At 45.9% G+C, this 21,463-nt stretch carries 22 protein-coding genes and 1 pseudogene; 11 read left to right on the forward strand and 12 right to left on the reverse strand.

What is annotated here, in order from left to right; genetic code table 11:
- Window positions 1–71 precede the first annotated feature (71 nt).
- Complete coding sequence (locus AC5JL3_RS34000; RefSeq protein ID WP_496078666.1) at window positions 72–515, reverse strand: hypothetical protein; 444 nt, start codon at window positions 513–515, stop codon at window positions 72–74.
- A gap of 20 nt (window positions 516–535) precedes the next feature.
- Window positions 536–1,429 carry a hypothetical protein gene (locus AC5JL3_RS34005; protein WP_496078667.1) on the reverse strand — a complete coding sequence of 298 codons (894 nt, stop codon included), beginning with the start codon at window positions 1,427–1,429 and terminating at the stop codon, window positions 536–538.
- 200 nt (window positions 1,430–1,629) lie between these two features.
- Here AC5JL3_RS34005 and AC5JL3_RS34010 point away from each other — a divergent pair, with 200 nt between their 5' ends.
- Window positions 1,630–2,820: a DNA cytosine methyltransferase gene (locus tag AC5JL3_RS34010; RefSeq protein WP_496078668.1), complete on the forward strand. Its 1,191-nt coding sequence runs from the start codon at window positions 1,630–1,632 to the stop codon at window positions 2,818–2,820.
- 24 nt (window positions 2,821–2,844) lie between these two features.
- The gene (locus AC5JL3_RS34015; RefSeq protein ID WP_496078669.1) at window positions 2,845–3,468 is read left to right on the forward strand and encodes an Eco29kI family restriction endonuclease; all 624 of its coding nucleotides are present in this window, start codon (window positions 2,845–2,847) and stop codon (window positions 3,466–3,468) included.
- 59 nt (window positions 3,469–3,527) lie between these two features.
- Here the strand turns inward: AC5JL3_RS34015 and AC5JL3_RS34020 are convergent, their stop codons facing one another.
- The gene (locus AC5JL3_RS34020; RefSeq protein ID WP_496078670.1) at window positions 3,528–4,142 is read right to left on the reverse strand and encodes a Uma2 family endonuclease; all 615 of its coding nucleotides are present in this window, start codon (window positions 4,140–4,142) and stop codon (window positions 3,528–3,530) included.
- A 202-nt stretch (window positions 4,143–4,344) separates the two neighbouring features.
- Here AC5JL3_RS34020 and AC5JL3_RS34025 point away from each other — a divergent pair, with 202 nt between their 5' ends.
- Window positions 4,345–4,581 carry a hypothetical protein gene (locus AC5JL3_RS34025; protein WP_496078671.1) on the forward strand — a complete coding sequence of 79 codons (237 nt, stop codon included), beginning with the start codon at window positions 4,345–4,347 and terminating at the stop codon, window positions 4,579–4,581.
- A 196-nt stretch (window positions 4,582–4,777) separates the two neighbouring features.
- Window positions 4,778–5,686: a YihY/virulence factor BrkB family protein gene (locus AC5JL3_RS34030; RefSeq protein WP_496078672.1), complete on the forward strand. Its 909-nt coding sequence runs from the start codon at window positions 4,778–4,780 to the stop codon at window positions 5,684–5,686.
- On the opposite strand, the gene AC5JL3_RS34035 is transcribed toward AC5JL3_RS34030, so the two are convergent.
- The gene (locus AC5JL3_RS34035) at window positions 5,675–6,559 is read right to left on the reverse strand and encodes an alpha/beta hydrolase (protein WP_496078673.1); all 885 of its coding nucleotides are present in this window, start codon (window positions 6,557–6,559) and stop codon (window positions 5,675–5,677) included. The two genes, AC5JL3_RS34030 and AC5JL3_RS34035, sit on opposite strands and share 12 nt — an antisense overlap.
- Before the next feature lie 76 nt (window positions 6,560–6,635).
- Window positions 6,636–7,091, reverse strand: coding sequence for a sensor histidine kinase (locus tag AC5JL3_RS34040; protein WP_496078674.1), 456 nt, complete (start codon window positions 7,089–7,091; stop codon window positions 6,636–6,638).
- Between the two features lie 111 nt (window positions 7,092–7,202).
- Between AC5JL3_RS34040 and AC5JL3_RS34045 the strand changes: the two genes are divergently transcribed.
- A complete protein-coding gene (locus AC5JL3_RS34045) occupies window positions 7,203–7,805 on the forward strand; it encodes a hypothetical protein (RefSeq protein WP_496078675.1) in 603 nt (200 codons plus the stop codon).
- Between the two features lie 118 nt (window positions 7,806–7,923).
- Here the strand turns inward: AC5JL3_RS34045 and AC5JL3_RS34050 are convergent, their stop codons facing one another.
- The 4 genes and pseudogenes from AC5JL3_RS34050 to AC5JL3_RS34065 form a co-directional block, all read right to left on the reverse strand.
- Window positions 7,924–8,427: a WD40 repeat domain-containing protein gene (locus tag AC5JL3_RS34050; protein ID WP_496078676.1), complete on the reverse strand. Its 504-nt coding sequence runs from the start codon at window positions 8,425–8,427 to the stop codon at window positions 7,924–7,926.
- A 24-nt stretch (window positions 8,428–8,451) separates the two neighbouring features.
- Window positions 8,452–8,508 (reverse strand): annotated as a pseudogene (locus tag AC5JL3_RS34055) (hypothetical protein); the annotation flags it as partial.
- A gap of 96 nt (window positions 8,509–8,604) precedes the next feature.
- Complete coding sequence (locus tag AC5JL3_RS34060; protein WP_496075661.1) at window positions 8,605–9,432, reverse strand: sulfotransferase family protein; 828 nt, start codon at window positions 9,430–9,432, stop codon at window positions 8,605–8,607.
- 146 nt (window positions 9,433–9,578) lie between these two features.
- Window positions 9,579–10,304, reverse strand: coding sequence for a Uma2 family endonuclease (locus AC5JL3_RS34065; RefSeq protein ID WP_496078677.1), 726 nt, complete (start codon window positions 10,302–10,304; stop codon window positions 9,579–9,581).
- Between the two features lie 114 nt (window positions 10,305–10,418).
- On the opposite strand from AC5JL3_RS34065, the gene AC5JL3_RS34070 reads away from it, so the two are divergent.
- A complete protein-coding gene (locus tag AC5JL3_RS34070; protein WP_496078678.1) occupies window positions 10,419–11,450 on the forward strand; it encodes a DUF4351 domain-containing protein in 1,032 nt (343 codons plus the stop codon).
- Here AC5JL3_RS34070 and AC5JL3_RS34075 read toward each other — a convergent pair.
- A complete protein-coding gene (locus AC5JL3_RS34075) occupies window positions 11,447–12,250 on the reverse strand; it encodes an efflux RND transporter periplasmic adaptor subunit (protein WP_496078679.1) in 804 nt (267 codons plus the stop codon). The two genes, AC5JL3_RS34070 and AC5JL3_RS34075, sit on opposite strands and share 4 nt — an antisense overlap.
- A gap of 501 nt (window positions 12,251–12,751) precedes the next feature.
- On the opposite strand from AC5JL3_RS34075, the gene AC5JL3_RS34080 reads away from it, so the two are divergent.
- Window positions 12,752–14,197 carry a choice-of-anchor Q domain-containing protein gene (locus tag AC5JL3_RS34080; RefSeq protein ID WP_496078680.1) on the forward strand — a complete coding sequence of 482 codons (1,446 nt, stop codon included), beginning with the start codon at window positions 12,752–12,754 and terminating at the stop codon, window positions 14,195–14,197.
- Between the two features lie 89 nt (window positions 14,198–14,286).
- Entirely contained in the window at window positions 14,287–14,985 is a 699-nt protein-coding gene (locus AC5JL3_RS34085) for a pentapeptide repeat-containing protein (protein WP_496078681.1), read from the forward strand.
- Window positions 14,986–15,017: 32 nt separating this feature from the next.
- On the opposite strand, the gene AC5JL3_RS34090 is transcribed toward AC5JL3_RS34085, so the two are convergent.
- Window positions 15,018–15,494, reverse strand: coding sequence for a TspO/MBR family protein (locus AC5JL3_RS34090; RefSeq protein WP_496078682.1), 477 nt, complete (start codon window positions 15,492–15,494; stop codon window positions 15,018–15,020).
- Between the two features lie 158 nt (window positions 15,495–15,652).
- Window positions 15,653–17,269 carry a serine/threonine-protein kinase gene (locus AC5JL3_RS34095; protein ID WP_496078683.1) on the reverse strand — a complete coding sequence of 539 codons (1,617 nt, stop codon included), beginning with the start codon at window positions 17,267–17,269 and terminating at the stop codon, window positions 15,653–15,655.
- A gap of 433 nt (window positions 17,270–17,702) precedes the next feature.
- Between AC5JL3_RS34095 and pheT the strand changes: the two genes are divergently transcribed.
- From pheT to AC5JL3_RS34110, 3 genes are all read left to right on the forward strand, one after another.
- The gene (gene pheT / locus AC5JL3_RS34100) at window positions 17,703–20,150 is read left to right on the forward strand and encodes a phenylalanine--tRNA ligase subunit beta (protein WP_496078684.1); all 2,448 of its coding nucleotides are present in this window, start codon (window positions 17,703–17,705) and stop codon (window positions 20,148–20,150) included.
- 101 nt (window positions 20,151–20,251) lie between these two features.
- Window positions 20,252–20,521: a YciI family protein gene (locus tag AC5JL3_RS34105; protein ID WP_496078685.1), complete on the forward strand. Its 270-nt coding sequence runs from the start codon at window positions 20,252–20,254 to the stop codon at window positions 20,519–20,521.
- Between the two features lie 291 nt (window positions 20,522–20,812).
- Window positions 20,813–21,340 carry a hypothetical protein gene (locus AC5JL3_RS34110; RefSeq protein ID WP_496078686.1) on the forward strand — a complete coding sequence of 176 codons (528 nt, stop codon included), beginning with the start codon at window positions 20,813–20,815 and terminating at the stop codon, window positions 21,338–21,340.
- The last annotated feature ends 123 nt before the right edge of the window (window positions 21,341–21,463 follow it).

A 21,463-nucleotide genomic window follows, 5' to 3' on the forward strand; every position in this document is an offset into this window, starting at 1 on the left:
TGAGTTGTTACAGCTCTTAGGGTGTCAGTACCAAGCATTGAAAGTTTAGTTCTCGTTATGTCCCTTCTTGGCTAGGGTTGAGTCAGTTCTCGATCAAAGCCTCGGCAGTGTTTCCAAAGCTCTTGTCCCAAATAGTTGCCACTGATCCCAGCACAAAGAACTGCTGCACCTATCGCAGTGGGAATCACCCAACGAGGAAGAGTTTTCTGTATTGGTTCTTTTTGTATTGGTTCTTTTTGTATTGGTTCCTTGTTTATCAGTATCGGTTTCTCTTGATCGGGAAAGGCATATACTTTTGCCGTCTCAATAATTAGCGGTAAGTTCTCTGGTGCAGATTCGTTCCACTGCACTACTGTTCCTGTTCCGTTTCCATCATTGAGTTTTACGAACTCTTTATCCTGCAAAATGTCCTTCTTGAATACCAACGTAAAGCGATCACCTAACTTACCTTGAACAGAAACAGATGATTCATTGTTCGTGTAAATCTTCACCGAATCCAATCCGCTTGATCTCATTATTTCTTCCACATTCTCCGCTATGCCCACCTTCTCTCCCTCCGTTGACTCCTCACAACGTCTAGGAACCATTTAAGTAACACGTACTGATTCGGGGATGAAGACTCGGTGGTTCCCCATATCTCCTTAATGATTTCGTCGTCGCTTTTCGTTGTTAGTAGTTGTCCTGCTCTTTCTGCTTCGGATACGATTTCCTTTCCACAGTTATAGGAAGAAGGAGAATCCATGCTTTTCTTTAACTTTTGCTTGAACTTGTCAATAGATTCAATGTTCTTTCCGGACAATAAATCGCTTATATCCGGCTCAACCACTCCAAAATATTTGTAAGGATACGTATTCGCACTATTCGTTTTCGACGCTCGCTCCTCTGCCAAAATGACGTATCCATAGGACAAATGAAGTTTGAACATCAAAGCGATTTGCGTTCTCAACCAGGAGGTTTCAATCTTATACTGCGATTCTATCCATTCGTTTACAGATGCCATCGTATCTGAATTGCCTTCCTCAATCGTTTTTGTAGCGTAACGAGAAATGCTTTCAAATCTTGAGAATGTATCTGCCATGTGAGCGATACCTTGCTCGATTGGACTGCATACTTTATGTTCTAACCAGTTCCCAACTTCTTCATACAAGTCTTCATCCCTGGCATCATCACAGTAGCTCCAAAATTCCATTGCATCGTCAGGATAGGCTGAGTATAGTTCCCTTGGACGACCGTCTTCTTCAATCGAAATTGGAACAAGTTTGCTCCTTACGAAATTTACCTTTTCTTCCAACACTGATGCCCATTCGATTGGATAAAGTATCTTAAGGATGTCTTCCAGAACGATTATGCCCTGCCTTCCGTTCGGCTTGCAAAAAACCCTAACCTTGTTGTGATGGAATCGATAATAGATGCACGTATAGTCTTTCATGAGGTGTGTAGTGTGTAAGGTGTTCTCTTACGGTTTGATTCGACTCGAAGCACACAACTTCGGATAATTAGGGATTATTATACTGTCGTGGGTTTGAAGCTGTCCTACGATTCCATGTTTCCTTTCTGAGTATCCTGCCGACTGATTCAGAAAAGCTTCAATATAGTTAGATAAACTCAATGGCTAATAAAATCCTGACAATGAACTCGGTCGAAGTTTTCACCGGAGCTGGGGGATTGGCGCTGGGTATATCAAAGGCAGGCTTTCGTCATCAAGCTGCGATCGAACGGGACAAAGATGCCTGCTTTACAATTCGCTCTAATCAGCAGCGCGGTATCCAGTCCGTAGCTGACTGGCCTGTCTTCCAAGCCGATGTAACTCAATTCGATTTTACGACGCTTCAAGTCAAAGGTGAAATCGACCTCCTAGCCGGAGGGCCACCATGCCAGCCTTTCTCCCAAGGAGGCAAACACCAGGGGTGGGATGACTCGCGAGATATGTTCCCCCAGTTCTTCCGGGCTGTCCGAGAACTGAAGCCAAAGGCTATCCTGGTCGAGAATGTGAAAGGTCTGTTGCGTTCTTCTTTCAGCCAGTATTTTGAGTACATTATCCTGCAACTGACTTACCCCGATATTGTGCAAAAGCCAGGTGAGGATTGGGGAGACCATCTATCAAGATTAGAACGGCACCATACTGTCGGTCACCACGATGGACTATCCTACCGCGTAGTATTTCGCAATCTCAATGCCGCAGACTACGGCATTCCCCAAAAGCGCGATCGCGTTTTCATTGTAGGATTCCGCTCCGACTTGGGTGTGGAGTGGTCTTTCCCAGCACCAACCCATTCCCAGGAGGCAATGCTTTGGGAGCAATGGGTGACGGGTGATTACTGGGAACGGCATCGAGTTCCTCTCTGTGAGCGACCAGAAGTGCCGAAGAAACAATGCGATCGCATCTACAATCTCCAGTCCAGCTTGTTCCCGCCCGTGACAAAGCCCTGGCGCACGGTACGGGATGCCATTTGGGATTTACCAGTTCCGGGCAGTGAGGAAGGCTTTAGCAACGTACTGAACCACGTTGTTATACCGGGGGCTAGAAAGTACCCCGGTCACACTGGTAGTCCCTTAGATCAACCCGCCAAAACCCTGAAGGCGGGAGTACATGGTGTTCCCGGCGGGGAAAATATGCTGGCTTTCCACACCGGGGAGGTGCGTTATTTCACGGTGCGAGAAGCTGCCAGGTTGCAAACTTTCCCAGATGAATACTTTTTTCCTCACTGTTGGACGCAGACGATGCGGCAGTTGGGAAATGCCGTTCCGGTCGCTTTGGCTGAGATGATTGCTTCTAGTATCAGAACGCATCTATTGAGAGTAAGGACGATTCAGGTGTAGCTGCCGCTTGATAGAATCTACCCCATGCTAGAAATATTTAGAATCCCGCCCGATTTGTCAGAAAGTTTGATTGCTTTCTGCTCTAGACAAGATTGCTATAACCTTCAAGAACTCAATGCTTTAAAGGCAGACTTGAGCCAATATGTGGGGATATATATTTTATATTACCGGGGCGATTTTCCGATATACGAGCTAATTAAACAGGCGAACTTAAATTCTTGCTGTATGCCAATTTATGTAGGAAAAGCAGCTCCTAGCGGTCGTCGGACTGGGCGGACAACGATTGGTAGTACCCTGTATGGTCGTCTATCAGAGCATAAAAAATCGATTCAGGCTGTAGACAATCTTTCTGTTGAGGATTTCCAGTTCAAAGTGGCGGCAATGGACATCGATTTAGTTTCCTGGGGGGAAGCGGTTTTAATTCGTCACTTCAATCCGATTTGGAATTGGGAAATATCGGGATTAGGGATTCATGACCCCGGCAGTGGGCGTGCTGGACAGAAACGTTCTGTCTGGGATCAACTGCACCCAGGTCGTGCTTTTGCAACCAAGCTTTCTGTAGCAAATAATTCGATTGATGTGAATGTTTTGGTAGCCAAAATTGCAGAACACTGTCAACGGATAAAAGAGAAATTGGGCTGTACTTAAGGGTTTGTTGTCGATTAACACTTCCCAAAACAGTATATTTATGGTATGATTTCTCTCTACTATCCAACCGTAAAAACCTGATCTACTGTCAACGCCAGGTTGGGCAAGGTAGCTGAGATTAGGCGATCGCTCTCTCGAAATTGCTGCAACTCGTATTCCCCATCCACCAATTGACAGACAGTGAAAGTGGGTTGTTTGGGATTGCCAATGAAGCGTCGCCCACCCAAAGCGGCATAATCCACAATCCAATATTCCTGGATACCCAATGCTTCATACTCTCCAAGCTTAGTGAAGTAATCATCCCGCCAATTGGTTGAAACAACTTCCACAATGATCTTGATCGATTTGCCGAGTGTAATGATAGAGCCACTTTCCCAATCAGGGTCATCAATCAGTGCAGGTTCATCCAGAACAATTACATCCGGTTCATATCCAGAATTACCATCCATAGAACGGACAATGCATTCTTTAGGAATGAAATAAGGCAAATTCGCCTGACCAATTGCAGTGCCTACGTTGTAAGCTAAATCGCCTGACAATTTTGAATGCTTACCTCTCGGTTTTGGCATCTCAACGATTACCCCACTGTGTAACTCATAGCGGCATTCAGAGGTTTCTGGTAGCCACTCAACAAACTCGTCAAACGTAATCTGCGGTTGCAATGCTTGGGTCATGGATTCACCTCATTTTGAATCAAGGCTCTATCTGAAAAACTAGCAATTCTTCTTTAGTCAGGACTTACGCACTACCTCTATATATAGATATAGTAGGGACGCATCTTAGAGCGCCCCTACAAATGGCGCTTCCTCTCCACAAATTAATTGTCCAGCTTTTGAGGGTACCATTTACGGTGGATGAAGTAGGAGAACTCAAGGAATGCGGTGTGCAATTAGTAGTCGTGCGGGACAAGTCCTAGCAAGAGGTAGCCTGATTCTTCACAAAGGTGATGATGGCGAATTGCGATTGGATTTGCAAACTGATGGAGGGCAATTGCTCCAGGGTGGAATTATTGACCCCGATGGGGATATGAGATCTGCCAGTGAAGTGTTATTTGGTCAGTTCTTTGAAGTTTGGGGTATGAGCAATTTGACCTTAACTGTAACAGTCCGATAAGTGAGAACGAATGACGCTTAAATCGGGTTGAACACTCGATAAACGCTGAGGCATCGCTATTGTCAAATTGATGTCGCCGTGCGATTCAGCGCCATCTTGTCAAACGAAAGTATCTCTTGTGGGACTAGTGTGAAGGGCTTGTGATTGAGAAAATGATCTAGGGCTTAGTCTAATGTGACCTCAGGAACCTGTGTTGATGAGCATCGGAGAAATTTGGGGGCTGATGAAAGTAACGGTGTCTCAGTGGAGGCAAGATCAAGCCTCACTGATGGCAGCGGCTTTAGCCTATTACACGGTATTTTCTCTAGCACCGTTGTTGATTATCATAATTGCGATCGCAGGAGCAGTATTTGGGGAACAGGCGGCAAAAGGTGAGTTGGTAACGCAAATTCAGGAGGTGATTGGCACAGATGGTGCTCAGTTTATCCAAACAGCGATTGAAAATGCCAGTCAACTCGATCCAAGTCAAGGCCCTATCCCCACATTGATTAATATTGGTGTCCTCCTTTTCGGTGCAAGTGTTATTTTCACGCAACTCCAAAAATCACTCAATAAAATTTGGGAAGTGCAAGCGAAGCCAGAAAACGGCATCCTGCAGTTCCTTCGCAAACGCCTTCTATCGTTTTCGATGGTGCTGGTGATTGCGTTTTTACTGCTTGTGTCGTTAGTTGTTAGCACATTACTTGTGATTCTCGGCAATTATTTGAGGGGATTGATTCCTGGTTTTACCTACTTGTGGCAAATTCTCAATGCTCTTGTTTCGTTTAGCATTGTCACGCTGTTGTTTGCGATGATATTTAAAATTCTGCCGGATGCCAAGATTGCTTGGAAGGATGTCTGGATGGGTGCAGCCATCACGGCAGTGCTATTCAATATCGGCAAATCTCTTTTGGGATTCTATCTGGGTCATACTACTTTTGCCTCTGCCTATGGTGCAGCAGGCTCTTTGGTAATTATTCTGACTTGGGTTTTTTATTCCGCTCAGATTTTGTTTTTGGGGGCAGAATTTACGCAGGTTTACACCAGAAGATGGGGAGAAGAAATTGTTCCGGCAGAGTATGCAATGCCAGTTCCTAAAACCTCCTGTGGGAAATCAGAGCGGTAAGCCTTTTTCCTGTACCTCAGCCCAGGTTAGATCGCTTTCAACATAAGTTTTTGCTAGATTGATGAGTTGATCAAGATAGTGATTTCCCTCAGCTTCGGTCATCATCGTATGCGGGATATCTAGCTCTTTGTCAAAGCAGTGATACCAGGATTTTGGCTGATACTTGAGTACAGATTCAAACAACTCTTGATGCTCATGACGGTTTGTTGCTCCATCTTTTTCACTAGAAATAATCAACATCGGGGTAGTAGGAATATGTTTTGTTCGCTCAAGAATCTCCTGTCCCATATCTAGAAAAATTCGTGCAGCAGGAATGCGAAAGCCCTTATAACCAAAGTTTCCTGGATTATCTTTGTTGAGCCATTCGTAGTAAAACGGAAGAGTTTCTACAAGCCAATCTACTAGCAGATTATTACCACTTAAATAGGGAGCAAAGAGTAAAGTTCGATAAATTTGCTCAGGATATTTGAAGGCTAACCAAGCGGCTAAAATACCCCCCGTAGAGTAGCCTCCAATTATCACCTGTTCTCCTAAGAGTTTCGCTTGTTGGAACCACTCTTGTACAAACTTTAGATAAACTTGAGGGTCTTCTGGCAGAGGCGGGGGATTATCACCATCCCAATCTCCTGCTATTCCATGACCGGGTTGCAAGGGAGCGAGGACGTTGTAGCCTGACCGAAATAAGGCTTCCCCTAGTGGCTCAAACTGATAGGGACCAGCCGTAAATCCATGGAAGAATAGAAAAACTTTTGGGGTGGGATGGGGTTGGAAAAAAAATTTCGAGCGGCACTTTTCGTTCCGGATTGGTAGTGCGTCCTCACGGGTTTTAGCTTGTTCAACAATCGCGGCTGTTGTGGTGGAGTAGTCGAACATATAATCAACGGTTTTTAGTTGTTCCTTACCATTCGCGTAATTAGGAGTGCCAAAAAACTACCCTTAGGGGTAAAAATCAGAAAGTTTTTCTTCCCTTCTGCCTTCTGCTTTCTGCCTTCTGCCTTTCTTTGTAAAGAGGTGATGTAACTCCCAAGGGTAATCGAATGGTGAACGTGCTACCTTTGCCCAATTCGCTATGCACTTGTAAGCCGCCCTGGTGTGCCTGAACAATTGCTTTTGCGATCGCAAGCCCCAATCCTGAGCCACCCGTGTGGCGAGAGCGATCGCTATTCACTCGATAGAAGCGATCAAAAATCTGGGTTTGCTCAGAAGGTGCAATACCAATACCTGTATCTTGAATCTGAATCAGAGCCTGATGATCGCTGTGATCTAAGACAACTGTTACCTGACCCTCAGCAGGGGTGTATTGGATAGCATTAATAATCAGGTTAGAAATCAGGCGATAAAACTGCTCCTCATCACCCATAACGTTCAGTGGATGATGTATTTGTACCAAAAAAGTTAGTGTCACTGATTTGGAGAGTGCTGGCAGAGGGCTATGTTACGTTCGCTCCTTTAGCAAATTAATCCTCTAACTCAGAATGTCCGGAGTCGATACTTCAACCATTTACTGCTTATTAATATGCCATACAGTGAATTCACCTTAGCAAAAGTCAAGAAATACTTTAATTTAACAACTTCTGAAGACACGGATATTTTTGCAGCAGTACCAGAGTTAGAAAGCAGTGAGTATTTAGCAGAAACTCTCCGATACAATGTACCGTTAGCCCTAGCGAGTAATAGTGAAAAAGCTCGGTCTGAAATGATTATCGCCCCAATCTTAATCGAGGTCAGAAAACAGTTACAGTCTCAATTTAGCCTCTTTTCGGGAATTGATTTTAATGTAGATTCAGAAAAAGGCTTGACTGGGTTTTGTGACTTCATCATTAGTAGTAGCTCGGAACGGCTTTTTGTCAGTGCGCCCGTAATGATGCTGGTAGAAGCGAAAAAAGAAGATATTCTTGCTGGATTGGGTCAATGTGTAGCGGAAATGGTAGCGGCTCAGATATTCAACGAACGTGAGGGAAATGAGATTTCTGTAATTTATGGTACTGTCACTTCGGGAACGAACTGGAAATTTTTAAAACTCAAAGGGAAAGTGGTTGAGATTGATTTGGTTGAATATTACCTAACAGACGTGAATAAAATTTTGGGAATTTTAGCGAGTGGCGTTGGAGGGCGTTGATAGTTAGGTGTGTCTGTAGGGGAGCGATAACCTTAACGGGATGCTCCGCTAGCGCAGATTCTATTCGTTGTAGAGTGCGATCGCATATTCTATTTTTATAGCAGTTTTCATTTGAGTTTTATGACTGCTGCCATATACCCCATACTTTAATCTCCCGATTACTGTCACTGACAATTATCTGCCCATCTGAGCTGATGGCAACGGAATAAACCGCCCCTAAATGTCCTTCTAGAGTTCGCAGCAGTTCCCCACCGTACAAATCCCAAAGTTTGATTGTTCTGTCCTCACTGCTGCTAACAATTGTTTGTCCATCCGGGCTAATTTTGACAGAATAAACCCGGTTTGAATGCGCTTCTAGGGTATGCAGTAGTTCCCCAGTGTACAGATCCCAGATTTTGATGGTTCTGTCACAACTGCCACTAACTAAAATCTTCCCATTTGGACTAATAGCGAGAGAATTAACCTCGTAAGAATGTCCCTTGAGGACTTGCAGCAATTCCCCAGTATAGAGATTCCAGACTTTAATGGTTTTGTCCCCACAGCCACTGAAGATAGTCTGTCCATCTGGACTAATGGCAAAGGAATAAAACCAATTCAAATGCCCTTTGAGGATGCGTAGCAATTCCCTAGTATGGAAATTCCAGACTTTAATAGTATGATCCTCACCTCCACAGACAAGAACCTGTCCATCCCGACTGAACGCAACAGACTTATCCCCGTAACCACTCTCAAGGGTGTGTAACCTTTCCCCAGTGAGCGACTTGAATGTAACGTCGTTGTTACTAGAGGCAACATAAGTTTAGCTGGGTTGGTTCGGGTAAAAGGTGTTGTAGAACCAAGCAAATCTTTGCTCTAGGCTCCCTTGAATGCGGGCAGGAATCAAGTGATGGCTGGGGGAGCGAATCTGTTGTTTAGTTTTGTGGGGATATTTGAAACGATAGTAACTATCGCTTTCGTGGGGTTTGGTTTGTAAGTTTTGCGGGTCAAACTTAGCTTTCGGTAACCCTAACCACTGATAAATGCTCTGCATAACAGCAACAGGTTCACTGACTAGATGTTCAAACACCACGTAGTACAGGTGTTGCTGTAAGCGGGTATCAATATCTTGCAACGCTTCAATCGAACTCAGCGGACCTCCGATTACCCCTGTCTTATCGAAGAGTTTTTCGGCTCGTTCCCAGCGCGAGAGTTCTGCTAAATGGTCGGGAAAATCCAGCAGGAGCGTTTTTTGGTGTTGGGTTTCAATCGAACCATAAATCTGTCCGAGTTCCCGCACGCAAACGAGCATCCGAAAGTTGGGGTCGAGTAAATTCACGGTTTCGAGATGATGCAACCAACCCCGATTTTTATCCACCACCCAGGTTTGAGCGGTTTGTGCAAACCAACCATTGATAAAACCCCGAAAGGCATTTACCAAACGCTGATAGGTGTGGTCAAAGTCTACGTCGAGTTGTGCCAGTAAAAACTGTTGGTCGCTCAGATGGTAGCGCAAACCGTTGAGCGTTTGGCACAAGGGGGAACTATGACCGGAATGGTCAATCTCTGGATGGTGGTCTAGAAGTTGACATAACAGGGTTGACCCGGCACGAGGTAGCCCCGTGACGTAGATAACCTGTTTATTGAGCATTGAACTGTTGTGATCAAGGTAAACTTATCAATTGTGACGGATTTCACCATATCTAATACCGATAACTCACACTCGCGGTATTAGGAAAACGGTTGTAATAACGGGATAGCGTTGATTGGGCTAATTCCTAAAAATTACAGCAGATGTCAAATAGGTTCTATACTATCTGGGTCTTCTCCCAATTCCCTCAATCGAGCCGCTAAACGCTCCGATCGCGCATTTGCTGCTTCCTCTGGTAACAAAACCAGATTGCCAGCCTGATCATAAAACCGCAACCACACCGCCGTTTCTCGATCAATCGTTCCTTCCCAAGTTGCCAACCATAAACCTAATCGCTGACACCACAACCATCCTTGCTCATTGGGTGTAATTGGCTGATACTGTTGATTTGCATCGAAATGCCACCCTTGCAAGGAATCGGGGTCAAAAGGATTGAAGACATAGTAATCCGGAGTGCGGAAAATCTGCTCGTAAATGTTTTTCTTAACTCCCGTGTCTGCCTCTGCCGTAGAAGGAGACATCAGTTCCACGATTACATCCGGGTAACGACCATTTTCTTCCCATACTACCCAGCCTTGACGCTCCCTTGTGCCATCCACATCTAGCACTACAAAAAAATCGGGTCCTTTGAAGTCCCGGTTACGAGCCTGAGTGCTGCTGTAATAAACAAACATATTGCCACCCGCAAAAAAGTTATCGCGGTTAGCAAAAGCCTGATTAATTGACCGAATCAGGACATTCATCGCAATGCGGTGGCGGTTACTCTCCATCGGTTCCCCATCATCGAAAATTAAATCAGTGGGCGGCTTTGGAGGTTCCCACCAATCCTCGATTATCAGGGATTTCTGTTCTGTCTTCGCTTCAGTTGACATGGTGCTGGCTCCCTAGCATGGTGTTTTTATACCTTAAATCGCAATGAGTTGGCGCATGGGTAGGATTCATCAGGTAAAGTGCGGATTGTGGAGGAGTAAGAGGAAATATCAGGGTTGAGTTACGACAACGCTTGTAAATATTTAGCTGAGCAATATCCAGACGAGTTTGCTAACTGGCTGCTTTCAGTTCAGTCGCAAAACATTCAAGTACTTAAAACAGAACTGACTCTAGAACCGATTCGAGCTGACGCAGTTACTTTCCTACGAACCGCTAACCAAATCTTACACATAGAATTTCAAACTCTACCTGCATCTAATCCGCCAATTCCCTTCCGGATGCTCGATTATTCCGTGAGATTGAAGCGACAATATCGGTGTGATGTCGAGCAGGTGGTAATTTTTTTGCAAGCCACAAACGATGAGATAGTCTTTACTGAAGAGTATCAAGACCGGACTACATCTCATCGATACCGGGTGATTCGCCTATGGGAGCAAGATTCTGCGTCATTTCTCGCTAACCCAGGACTATTGCCCTTAGCGACTTTGACGCAAACCGACTCCCCTCAAGCATTGCTGGCGCAGGTAGCTGAACGAACCGCTACAATTCCTGACAGGGGACAGCGACAAAATATTACTGGTTGTGCTGAGATTCTAGCCGGACTGCGGTTTGAGAAAGATTTAATTCGCCAGTTTTTTCGGGAGGAAATTATGCGCGAGTCTGTTATTTATCAAGACATCTTGCAACGAGGATTACAACAAGGCAGGAGGGAAGGAAAGCAGGAAGGAGAGGTAGATCTGATTACACGCCAGCTAACACGCAGGCTGGGTGAGATTAACTCATTATTGATTGAGCGCATTCGGGGGTTATCCACCGAGCAATTGGAAGAATTGGGAGTAGCGCTGTTGGATTTTTCCAACATGGCTGATTTAATGGCTTGGTTTGCACAAAAGGAGAGGCGGGAAGTAGAGGTAGCTTTGATTTTACGCCAACTCACTCAACGGCTAGGTGAAGTTGACTCATCACTGAGCGATCGCATTCGCAGGTTATCCACTCTTTCGTTGGAAACGTTGGGAATAGCGTTGTTGGATTTTTCCGAAGTAGCTGATTTAGTGGCTTGGTTGCAGCAGCAAGAAGTAAGCGATTAGTGATGACGATTGTTTTCAGACTGATGGCGATCGCTTTGAGCAAGGACAGAAAATTCACCAACCCTGTCAGATTCTGGCAACTCAGCTTTTCCGTTGGGAGATGTAGAATCGTTGCTGGTATTGTAAACAAGTGCGTTGGATGCTAATGTCTGCTGAGGTTTGCTGTGGCGACCTAACCAGAAAGCACCGGATGCGATCGCGGCAACCCCTCCCCCAGCAGAAATGACCAACCACCAAGGCAGTTGAGAACTACTCTTGTTAGAATCAGTCGCCTGAGATCGTGCAGGAGCCTCGTCATGTGAATCATTCGCCTTAGTGGTGCTACCACCCCGCAATGATTGAGCATAAAGTTGAGGCGCACGCTGGGTAACTACCGAATCCCCCTCAAATAGACCTGTTTTTACCTCAACCATGTCCCCGGACGTTTGACCTAACGTGACTTCAACAGGCTGATAGGCATTGCCATTTTGGAGATAGACTTGTTTCTTGCCGTTCGCCTCAACCACGGCTGAAGTAGGAATGGCTAAAATAGCTGTCGCCATCCGGTCTATGAGGACTTCTAGTTCGGCAAACATCCCTGGTTTGAGTACTCCGCCAGGGTTGTCTAGTTCGGCTTTTACTGGCACCACCCGCGTTTCCCCTTCTACCACCGAGGCGATGGTTGCAATCCGTCCACTGAAGGTACGGTTAGGCAAGCTACTGACCTTCACGCTCACCCGTTGACCCGTCTTGACTTTGTCTAAATCTTTTTCATAGATATTCGCCGTGGCAAAAACACGATTGTCATTCACAATCGTCATCAACTTACCGCCCGCCTCCTCGAAGGCTTTTATGAAAGAAAACTTGTAAGGTAAGCTTTTTAAGCTTTTTCAACTGCGTAGTTATTTCCGCCACACTGCACTAGGTGTTTATGTTTCACAGAGGTGGTGGCTCACTAAAGAGCATTTACAAGTTTCACTCTTGAAGTACCGCATCTGCACTTACTAGCCAGTTTTCCACCCAAAAATGAAATCACGATGAAATGTTCCTACCTCATTAGTAGGAAATCCGGCTCTCCCGTACTTGTGGTGACACTAGCTCCATCCCAATAGACATCACTGATCAGCACGAATTTAGTACAAAAGTACCATAATCTTTTTATTCAAAAAGGCTTGCTATATATCCTTGAAGTTAGGTCTGGCGTTCTATCCTTATTAAAGCTTCTAGTTTCAATCAACTTCACACTCAAAAATTAGTCTGTGCATACATTCAATCCTAAAACTTTAAGGAAGTCTAGTTTTACCACAAGAACATGGCTTCCTATGCTCACTCTCCTAGGCGTGAGTCTTACATTAACCATTACTTCAGCTCAACCTGCTTCTGCTGCTGGGATAGTTGGCACAGGAACACCTGCAAGCTGTACAGAAGCGGCTTTGAATAAAGCTTTAGCGGGTGGTGGCAATGTTTATTTCAATTGCGGTGCAAGTCCTCACACAATTCCAGTAACTAGAGAAAAGGTAGTTGCGAATAATACCTTAATCGATGGTATGACTAATGGTCAAAGCTTAATCACACTGAGTGGTAGAGGACGAAATCGAATTTTTTCCACTCAAAACGGCATCGAATTTACTGTTAAGAACCTCACGATTGCCAATGGTTTTACAACTGACCAGGGAGGCGGTATTTCCAGTGGGTTTCAAGGAAAGCTAAGAGTTGTTGATTGCACATTTAGCAATAACATATCTACGAAACAGGGAGAATTCGATGGTGGGGGTGCAATTTATATTCAAAGTGAGGGAACGGCAATTATCGAGAGGAGTTCCTTTGATGGAAATCAAGCTGGAAATGGTGGTGCCATTCACAACTTATTGAGTGATTTAACTGTTGTTAACAGTACATTTACAGGCAATCAATCCGTTCGTTCTGGCTCAGGGGGCGGTGGTGGTGCAATTTTCATTGATGGGGCTAAGGGGGATAACGGAAAAATTATTATCCGCAGTAGTAGCTTCACCAATAACACGGCTGTTCTTCAAGGAGGTGCGATCTTTAGTCAACTCTATAACAACAATACCAACACAATTGAAAATTCAACATTGTCTGGTAATAGCGTGACTGGCACGGGTAATCAAGGATTCGGTGGAGGAATTTTCAGCGTTGGTGGGGGCGCAAATACTGCCCTTAGTCTTGTTAATACCACCCTTTCTGGAAATACAGCGAGTAGTCAGGGGGGTGGTCTTTGGAGTGGTAACGGTCTAACAGTGAATATTACCAACAGCACAATTTTTGGGAATCAAGCGATTAGTGCTGATGGAAGTGGAATAGGCGGCGGGATTATGCGAACGGGTGGCACAATCAATATTACCAACAGCACGATCGCAAATAATTCTGCGGGATTTGAAGGTGGGGGAATTTTTGGAGGGACAGCAACCACGATTACCAATGTGATCATTGCCAACAACACGGCAAGTAATGGTGGTAACTCGATTATCAAAAATAATTGCTTGGATGCCTTAACTAATGGTGGCAACAATCTGCAATTTGCTGCTAACAATCCCAATGACGCTGAATGCGGTGCAGGTATCCCCATCGCTGACCCACTTCTTGCTTCTCTCGCTAATAATGGAGGTTCGACTGAGACGGTGGCACTACTACCAGGTAGTCCAGCGATTGATGCGGCGAACAATGCCGCCTGTCCTGCAACTGATCAACGAGGTGTTGCTAGACCCCAGGGCGGCGCGTGTGACATCGGTGCTTTTGAGGCGGAATAATTTAAGATGTTGCTAGCCATTCGAGGCAAAGGTATGCCTTTGCCTCGAAAACACTCCTCAAACCACAACGAATTGGTAGGATAGTGTTGATGGACGATTTAGATCAATGCTACAGAGTATTGGGGTTAGAGCCTGGAGCATCACTGGCTGAAGTGAACCAGGCATATAAGGACTTGGCGTTTATTTGGCACCCTGATCGCGTTCCTGAAGATAACAAAAGACTACGAGACAAGGCGCAAGAAAAACTCAAGGAAATCAACCAAGCGCGTGATCAGTTGCGATCGCTTCAACAGCATCAACGAACGAAAACGCCCAAATCGCAACCTTCAGCCAAGCGTTCTCAAGCAAGCGATCGCAAAACACCACCCCGACAGCAGAAGCAATCGTCCTCTGAGTCCTACTCCCAACCGAAACCTCCAAATCCTGATTTAAGTGGAGCTGATTTTCGGAATGCTGACCTGAAAGAAAAGGATTTGTCAGGCAGAAACTTGACTAACGCCGATCTTAGTAACGCAAACCTCAGCGATGCCTTTTTACATAAGGTAAATCTTACTGGGGCAAATTTAGAGAGAGCGAATCTCTTTAGAGCCAATCTATTTCAAGCCAATCTAAGTCATGCCAACTTACGAGAAACTAACTTAATTGGCGCAGACTTCAGTGGTGCTGACCTCAGTGGTGCTGACTTAAGGGGAGCTAAGATTGGAACCAAAGACAGACTTATGATTAAGCTAACAGGTGCTAACTTGTCTGGAGTAATCCTACCTGATGGCACAGTCCACAACGCTTAACAACTCAAGCAAAACGACGATGCCTGATAATACTATGCAGCATCAGGATTTAGGTCAATCATCTCTCTAGTCGTATAGGTACCAATTGGACTCCAAAGCACATAAGGGAGGAGCAATAGAGCGGCTGTTCCGGAAATTGGGGACACAGCCAATGTCAGCAAAATCCCTAAGATGGCACCCAAGCCGCCTAAGATTGTGCCAGCTGTCAGGCTTTTCGTTCTCAATGTCACAGGAATATAGGCAACCGTAACAACTTCTATTAGCAAGTAAACTCCCATAAACAGCCATGTATTAAGGCTTCCAGGGTCACTTTCCCAGACGAGGATAGCTGAGAGTGCGCCACATGCAAAAATGATCGTCCAGATGAACGGGATAGCTGGCTCGAAGAATAGCCAGTTCGGTCGGTCTAAACGTTTAGCCCACTTTATGTCACGGCGGGGTCTAATCAAGAAGCTGCCTAGCGCCACGACAAAAGTCACAGTAGCGATAACTACCCAAGATTTAATCATCAGTCTTACCTTTATGCCCACTTAGCGACACATCCAAATGACCTTGCCACTGGATGCGATCGCATACTTGGTATTTTGTTTGCCTTACGTTTTATAATAATCAACCAACCACAGCCCAAAACCTCTCTCTGAGTGAACACTTGTTCGTTCTGAACTGGCTACCAAAAACCTCGCTTACCACTGGGTAACACAGTCGCCCAATTGGTTTTTGCCACAGCTAGTTGTTCCTCAGTAATCTTGGCGTTGGAGAGATTTGCCCCACAGAGATTTGCCCCTTTTAAACTCGCGTTGTTGAGATACGCAAAGCTCAGATCTGCACCGCGCAAGTCAGCCCCTTCTAAATCGGCATAGCTTAAGTAAGCTCGACCTAATTTTGCATCCCGTAGGTTTGCCCGATTGAGACTTGCCCGTCCAAAATCAGCATTGGATAAATCTGCCCCCTGTAAATTGGTTCGAGCCAACTTCGCTTGGTGAAAAATTCCGCCAGCTAACTCGGTTTTATGAAGATCAAGCCCACTCAAATCTTGAGCGGCAAAATCTCTCCGACCTTTCATATAAGCTGTCAAGAGCGCATTCGCATCTAACTTAGCAGGAAGTTTTGGTTTTCCTGTTGTAACGCTCTCAGTACGAACGGAAGTTGTTGAAGCGCGTTGAGCAGGAATACCCTGATTACGTTGCCCGCCTAACGTTCGAGAACCGCTTTGTTCCTTACGGGCGCGTCGCGCTCGAATTGCATCTGCCAACTTCGTCGTTGCCGTGGAGGGGGATGAAGACGAACTCGGTGAGCCTAAGTCTCCAGAGTAGAAGAGTTGAGGGTTTAGAGGGTTGTGTGGCTGATTCGGCTTAGCAACCAATCCCTGCTCTAGACTGTCAAGATAAGGCTCCAAGTCAAGCGCTCTTAGGATATCTGTTGCTGACTGGTAGCGATGACGAACCGAAGCCTCCAACATTTTTTTCAAAACTTCAGCAAAATGGTCACTGACATGAACGTATTTCTGCCAGACCATTTCCCCAGTTGAGGGATTGTAATCTAGGTCTTTTGGTGATTTACCCGTTAATAAATAAATACAGGTGACCCCGACAGCATAGATATCACTGGCATAAACAGGTCGCAATGCCATCTGCTCAGGTGGCGCAAAGCCTGGGGTACCGATCGCAAAATTTGTTAAAGCTGTTTGGTCTGAGTTACTGGCTGTAGGGGCGTTGACTTGGTTTTTCACAGCACCAAAGTCAATGAGAACCAGCTTACGGTCTTGTTCACGACGAATCAAGTTCGCGGGCTTAATGTCCCGATGAATGACCTGCTGGCTGTGGATGTACTGAAGTAATGGCAGGAGTTCACTAAGGAATTGCTTGACTCCGGCTTCCGATAGTGGGCCAGAGCGCTTGATTTCCTGCTGGAGGGTCGAGCCGCTAATGTACTCTTGTACCAAATAGAACTGCTGTTCTTCGTCAAAATAATCCAGCAGCCGAGGGACTTGGGGATGATTACCAATTTTTCCGAGGGTTCTGGCTTCTCTCTCAAATAGCTCCCGTGCCATCGGTATGACATGAGAGACATTGGATGCCGGACGCAGTTGCTTGATGACACAACAGGGGTCACCGGGCAAAGATTTATCTTCAGCGAGAAATGTTGCCCCAAATCCACCTTGACCCAAAGCTTTGTGTACCCGATAGCGATCGCGTAACAATAGCTTTGTGCCGCACGCCTGACAGACATCGGCGTGCATCGGATTTTTGGGCTGAGGACAGGCAGGATTTAGGCAGTAGCTCATTCAGCGTCACCGATGGGGCGTCGTCCGTGCTGGGACGGAAGCTTTATATTGAAGCACCCGGCTTTACATACTGGCTCTTGTTGGGAACGCACCGCCGAATGCACCCTAGTTTGGCAAGCCTTGTAGATAGAGATCTGATTTAAGACCAGGATATCCTACTTTTCATGTCTACCTGGTCAAGAAGGAAGCCAAATCGAGTCAAGTTAGCCAAAATTTATGTAAAGAGTTGATGAAGCTAGCTTAACTTCCTATAAAGCAGTAATAAAAGTCCATGCTGAGCAGACAAACTAAAGAAAATATTGAGTTACCTACAGCGGCAATAGGAAAGTGGCTAAACACAATTAAAGTCTTCCCAATGCCCAATACTCAATGCCCAATCCCTCAATGCTGACGGTAAAATAATCGAACTACGGAAGGTAAAACTTAGAGTTCAATGCGTATCTCTCTAAACTGGCTACGAGAACTGGTGGACGTGACGTTGACCCCAGAAGAGTTAGCCGAAACCCTAACACTGGCAGGATTTGAGGTTGAAGACATCGAAGATCGTCGGAGCTTCGCCGATGGCGTGGTAGTTGGGAAGGTTCTGGATGTACAGCCCCATCCGAATGCGGATAAGCTCAGAGTCTGTCAAGTGGATATTGGCGCGGCTGATGGTGTACTTAATATTGTCTGTGGCGCGGCGAATGTCCGACCAGAGATTTATGTTCCTGTAGCCACTGTCGGCACTTACCTACCCGTAATTGATGTGAAAATTCGCGCCTCAAAGCTGCGGGGGGTTCGCTCAGAAGGAATGCTTTGCTCACTAGCTGAAGTGGGTTTGGAAAAACAGTCGGCTGGTATTCACATTTTTGAAGAGGAGAATCTCCAGGTGGGCAGTGATGCTCGTCCCCTCCTCGACTTAGAAGATGTCATTCTCGACCTGACAGCAACAGCAAACCGTGCTGATGCCCTGAGTATGGTGGGGGTCGCCAGAGAGGTGGCGGCGCTTACAGGGGCATCATTGAGGCTTCCAGACGCTCCTGAAACAACGATTCCACAGGGTTCTGGAAATCTGAGGATCAAGGTTTCTGAGCCACAAGCTTGTCCGGCATACATTGGGACGGTGATTGAAGGAGTGAAGATTGCTCCCTCCCCAGATTGGTTGCAACGGCGCTTGCAAGCAGCGGGAGTGCGACCGATTAACAATGTGGTGGATGTCACAAACTACATTTTGTTGGAGTGGGGACAACCGCTTCATGCGTTTGATCGCGATCGCCTTAAGGCAGTTGCAGGTGGAGATGCCTTAACTGTTGGAGTGCGCTTCGCCCAAAGTGGCGAATCTCTCAAGACGCTGGATGGTCAAACCCGAAGCCTTCAACAACAAACCCTATTAATTACCGCTAACGATAAACCTGTTGCTCTCGCTGGGGTGATGGGTGGCGAAGAAACAGAAGTCCACGAGAACACGCAGAATCTAGTCTTAGAAGCGGCGTTATTTGAGCAGGTGGCAATTCGTCGCTCAGCCCGTACCCAAGGCTTACGGACAGAAGCGTCTACTCGCTACGAGCGAGGTGTGAATCAAGCAGAATTGGGGATTGCGGCAAAACGTGCGATCGCATTAATGACCCAGTTAGCCTCTGGGACACCAACCTCACAAGAAATTGCCGATACACGCCCCGATCCCTCAACGTGGGCACGTTCAATTGAGCTACGTCTTGACCGAATTAATCAGATTTTAGGTCCCGTAGATTTGGGAGAAGACACAGGCGAAATCCTCGCGGAAGATGTCGAACGTATCCTCACTGCCCTTGGGTGTCAACTGAAGCGTAGTGATTCAAACATTTCTACCCAATGGATAGTCACCGTTCCCCCCTACCGCTATCGGGACTTGGAGCGCGAAATTGACTTAATCGAAGAAGTCGCTCGCCTCTACGGCTACGACAAATTCTGTGATGACTTACCGGATAAGACAGAACCAGGGTATCTTTCCATAGAAGAGCAACTAACACGACAACTGCGAGAAGCGTTTCGTGCGGGAGGGCTGACAGAATTAGTTCACTACTCATTAGTCAAGCCAGAGAACGAGACGCAAATTCACCTGGTTAATCCTCTGCTTACAGAGTACTCCGCCTTACGAACCGATTTACTTTCGGGGCTAATTGATGCCTTCCAGTACAACCTAGAGCAAGGGAATGAGGCGCTCAATGGCTTTGAGATTGGTCGGCTGTTCTGGAAAGAAGAAGAAGGATTGGAAGAAGCCGATGCGATCGCTGGAATTATCGGGGGTGATCCAACTCAAGGCAGATGGGTGAAGGGAGGACGTTCCTCACCAATGACTTGGTATGAGGCAAAGGGTGTCCTAGAAAGTGTGTTTCAGCGCTTGAATCTCAATGTTGAGTATCAGCCGAATCGACAAGATGAGCGCTTTCACCCAGGACGTACAGCGTCGTTGTGGTTTCAAGGCGATCGCTTAGGCAACTTTGGACAGCTACATCCTCAACTACGTCAGGAACGAGGCTTACCCGATGCTGTCTATGCTTTTGATCTGGACTTGGATGTATTATTGGATGCTTTAGATCAGGATGAAAAACTGACTCCACGGTTCCAGGTATATTCGACCTATCCAGCGACTGACCGGGATATCGCCTTCTTCGCACCTGTAAAAGTCTCTGTAGCAGAAATAGAACGCGCTACTCAAAAAGCAGGCGGGACGTTATTGCACTCTGTAGAGTTATTTGATGAGTATCAAGGCGAATCTGTCCCTGCTGGACAACGAAGCTTGGCATTCAGGCTAATCTATCGGGCAAGCGATCGCACTCTGACGGATGAAGAAGTTGAGCCAGTGCATCAAAAAGTCCGAGAAGCCCTAGTTGAAAAATTCGGTGTCAGTCTCAGAAGTTAAATAGTTATTGGTTGTTGGTTAACTGTTATTAGAAAATAATTAACAACCAACAACCAACAACCAACAACTAACAGCTAACAACCAACAACCAATAACTAGCGATGCCTAAATATGTGATGTGGGGAAGCTACTGTGAGGATGTTTTAGAAAAGCGTGCGCCTTACCGACAAGCTCATCTTGATGGTCTTGCTACTCAAAAAGAGAGCGGTGTCTTAATTACGATTGGTCCTACCAAAGATGTCACTAAAGTTTTTGGCATCTATGAAGCTGAAGACGAAGCCACAGTGCGCCAGCTCATCGAGGCTGACCCCTATTGGCAAAACGGGATTTGGACTGAATACGAGGTGAAAGAGTGGATTCAAGCTTTTTAAGTTCAAGCTTGAAGGGAGAGTTTAGCTAGCCCACGAAGAAAGCGATCGCCCCAGGCTGACTATTCTCTAATCTTTAAAATTTTTTGCTTAAAAATTATAAAGCAGTGGAATTTTTTGACAGGATATTCGTTTGGCATAGACGAAAGCGATCGCTTTCTACACAGACTAATAATTTTTATCTGACTGCATATAAACAAATCAGCACCTATGCAGAATTTGGTTTTCCTATAAATTAAGCTAAAATCTGCTCAAATCAAGCATTCGGATTTACAGGTGTGGAGGAGTAAGGAAATGGTTCGTCTTAAGGGCTTGTTGTCCGGACTGAGTGCTATGGGTTTAGGAGGCTTTGCTATTGCCGCAACCCTTGCCTTCACCACGGAGTCAGCTTCTGCTCAAGCTGCCTACGGGAGTTATGTTGGAGTGGGTCCGACGGTAGGTATTCTTGAAGATTCACGAGGAGAGGCTCAGCAAATTGGTGGAGTGCTGGCGGTGCGCTACAAACTGTTGGAAATACCTGTCTCATTACGTGCCCAAGCTCTCATTGGCTCCGGCACGGCGATTGTGCCAACAATTTCTTATGACGTTCCCCTCAATTGGCAAACCGATGCCTATCTAGGCGCTGGCGTTGCCTTTGCAAGTGGTACTTCGCCTTCGCCAGTAGGAGATAAAACTAGCTTTGCCCTACAACCGGGTATTGATTACATTGTCCCGAATAGCAACACTGTTCTATTTGGCAATGCAATTATTGCTTTCGATGCCTATCGCAATGGAGGAGGAGCCGCTCTTTCTGTGCAAGGTGGGGTTGGTTTGAGATTTTAGGGAATTATGATGGAACTTTGTGTAAACACTAAATAACAGCCAAGACTTTAAATTTATTGTGAATCAACGATGTGCAAGACCTAAACAACCATTCTTGTGGGTACTCTAGAGATATAACCTAGG

The sequence above is a fragment of the Symplocastrum torsivum genome, from assembly GCF_059505465.1.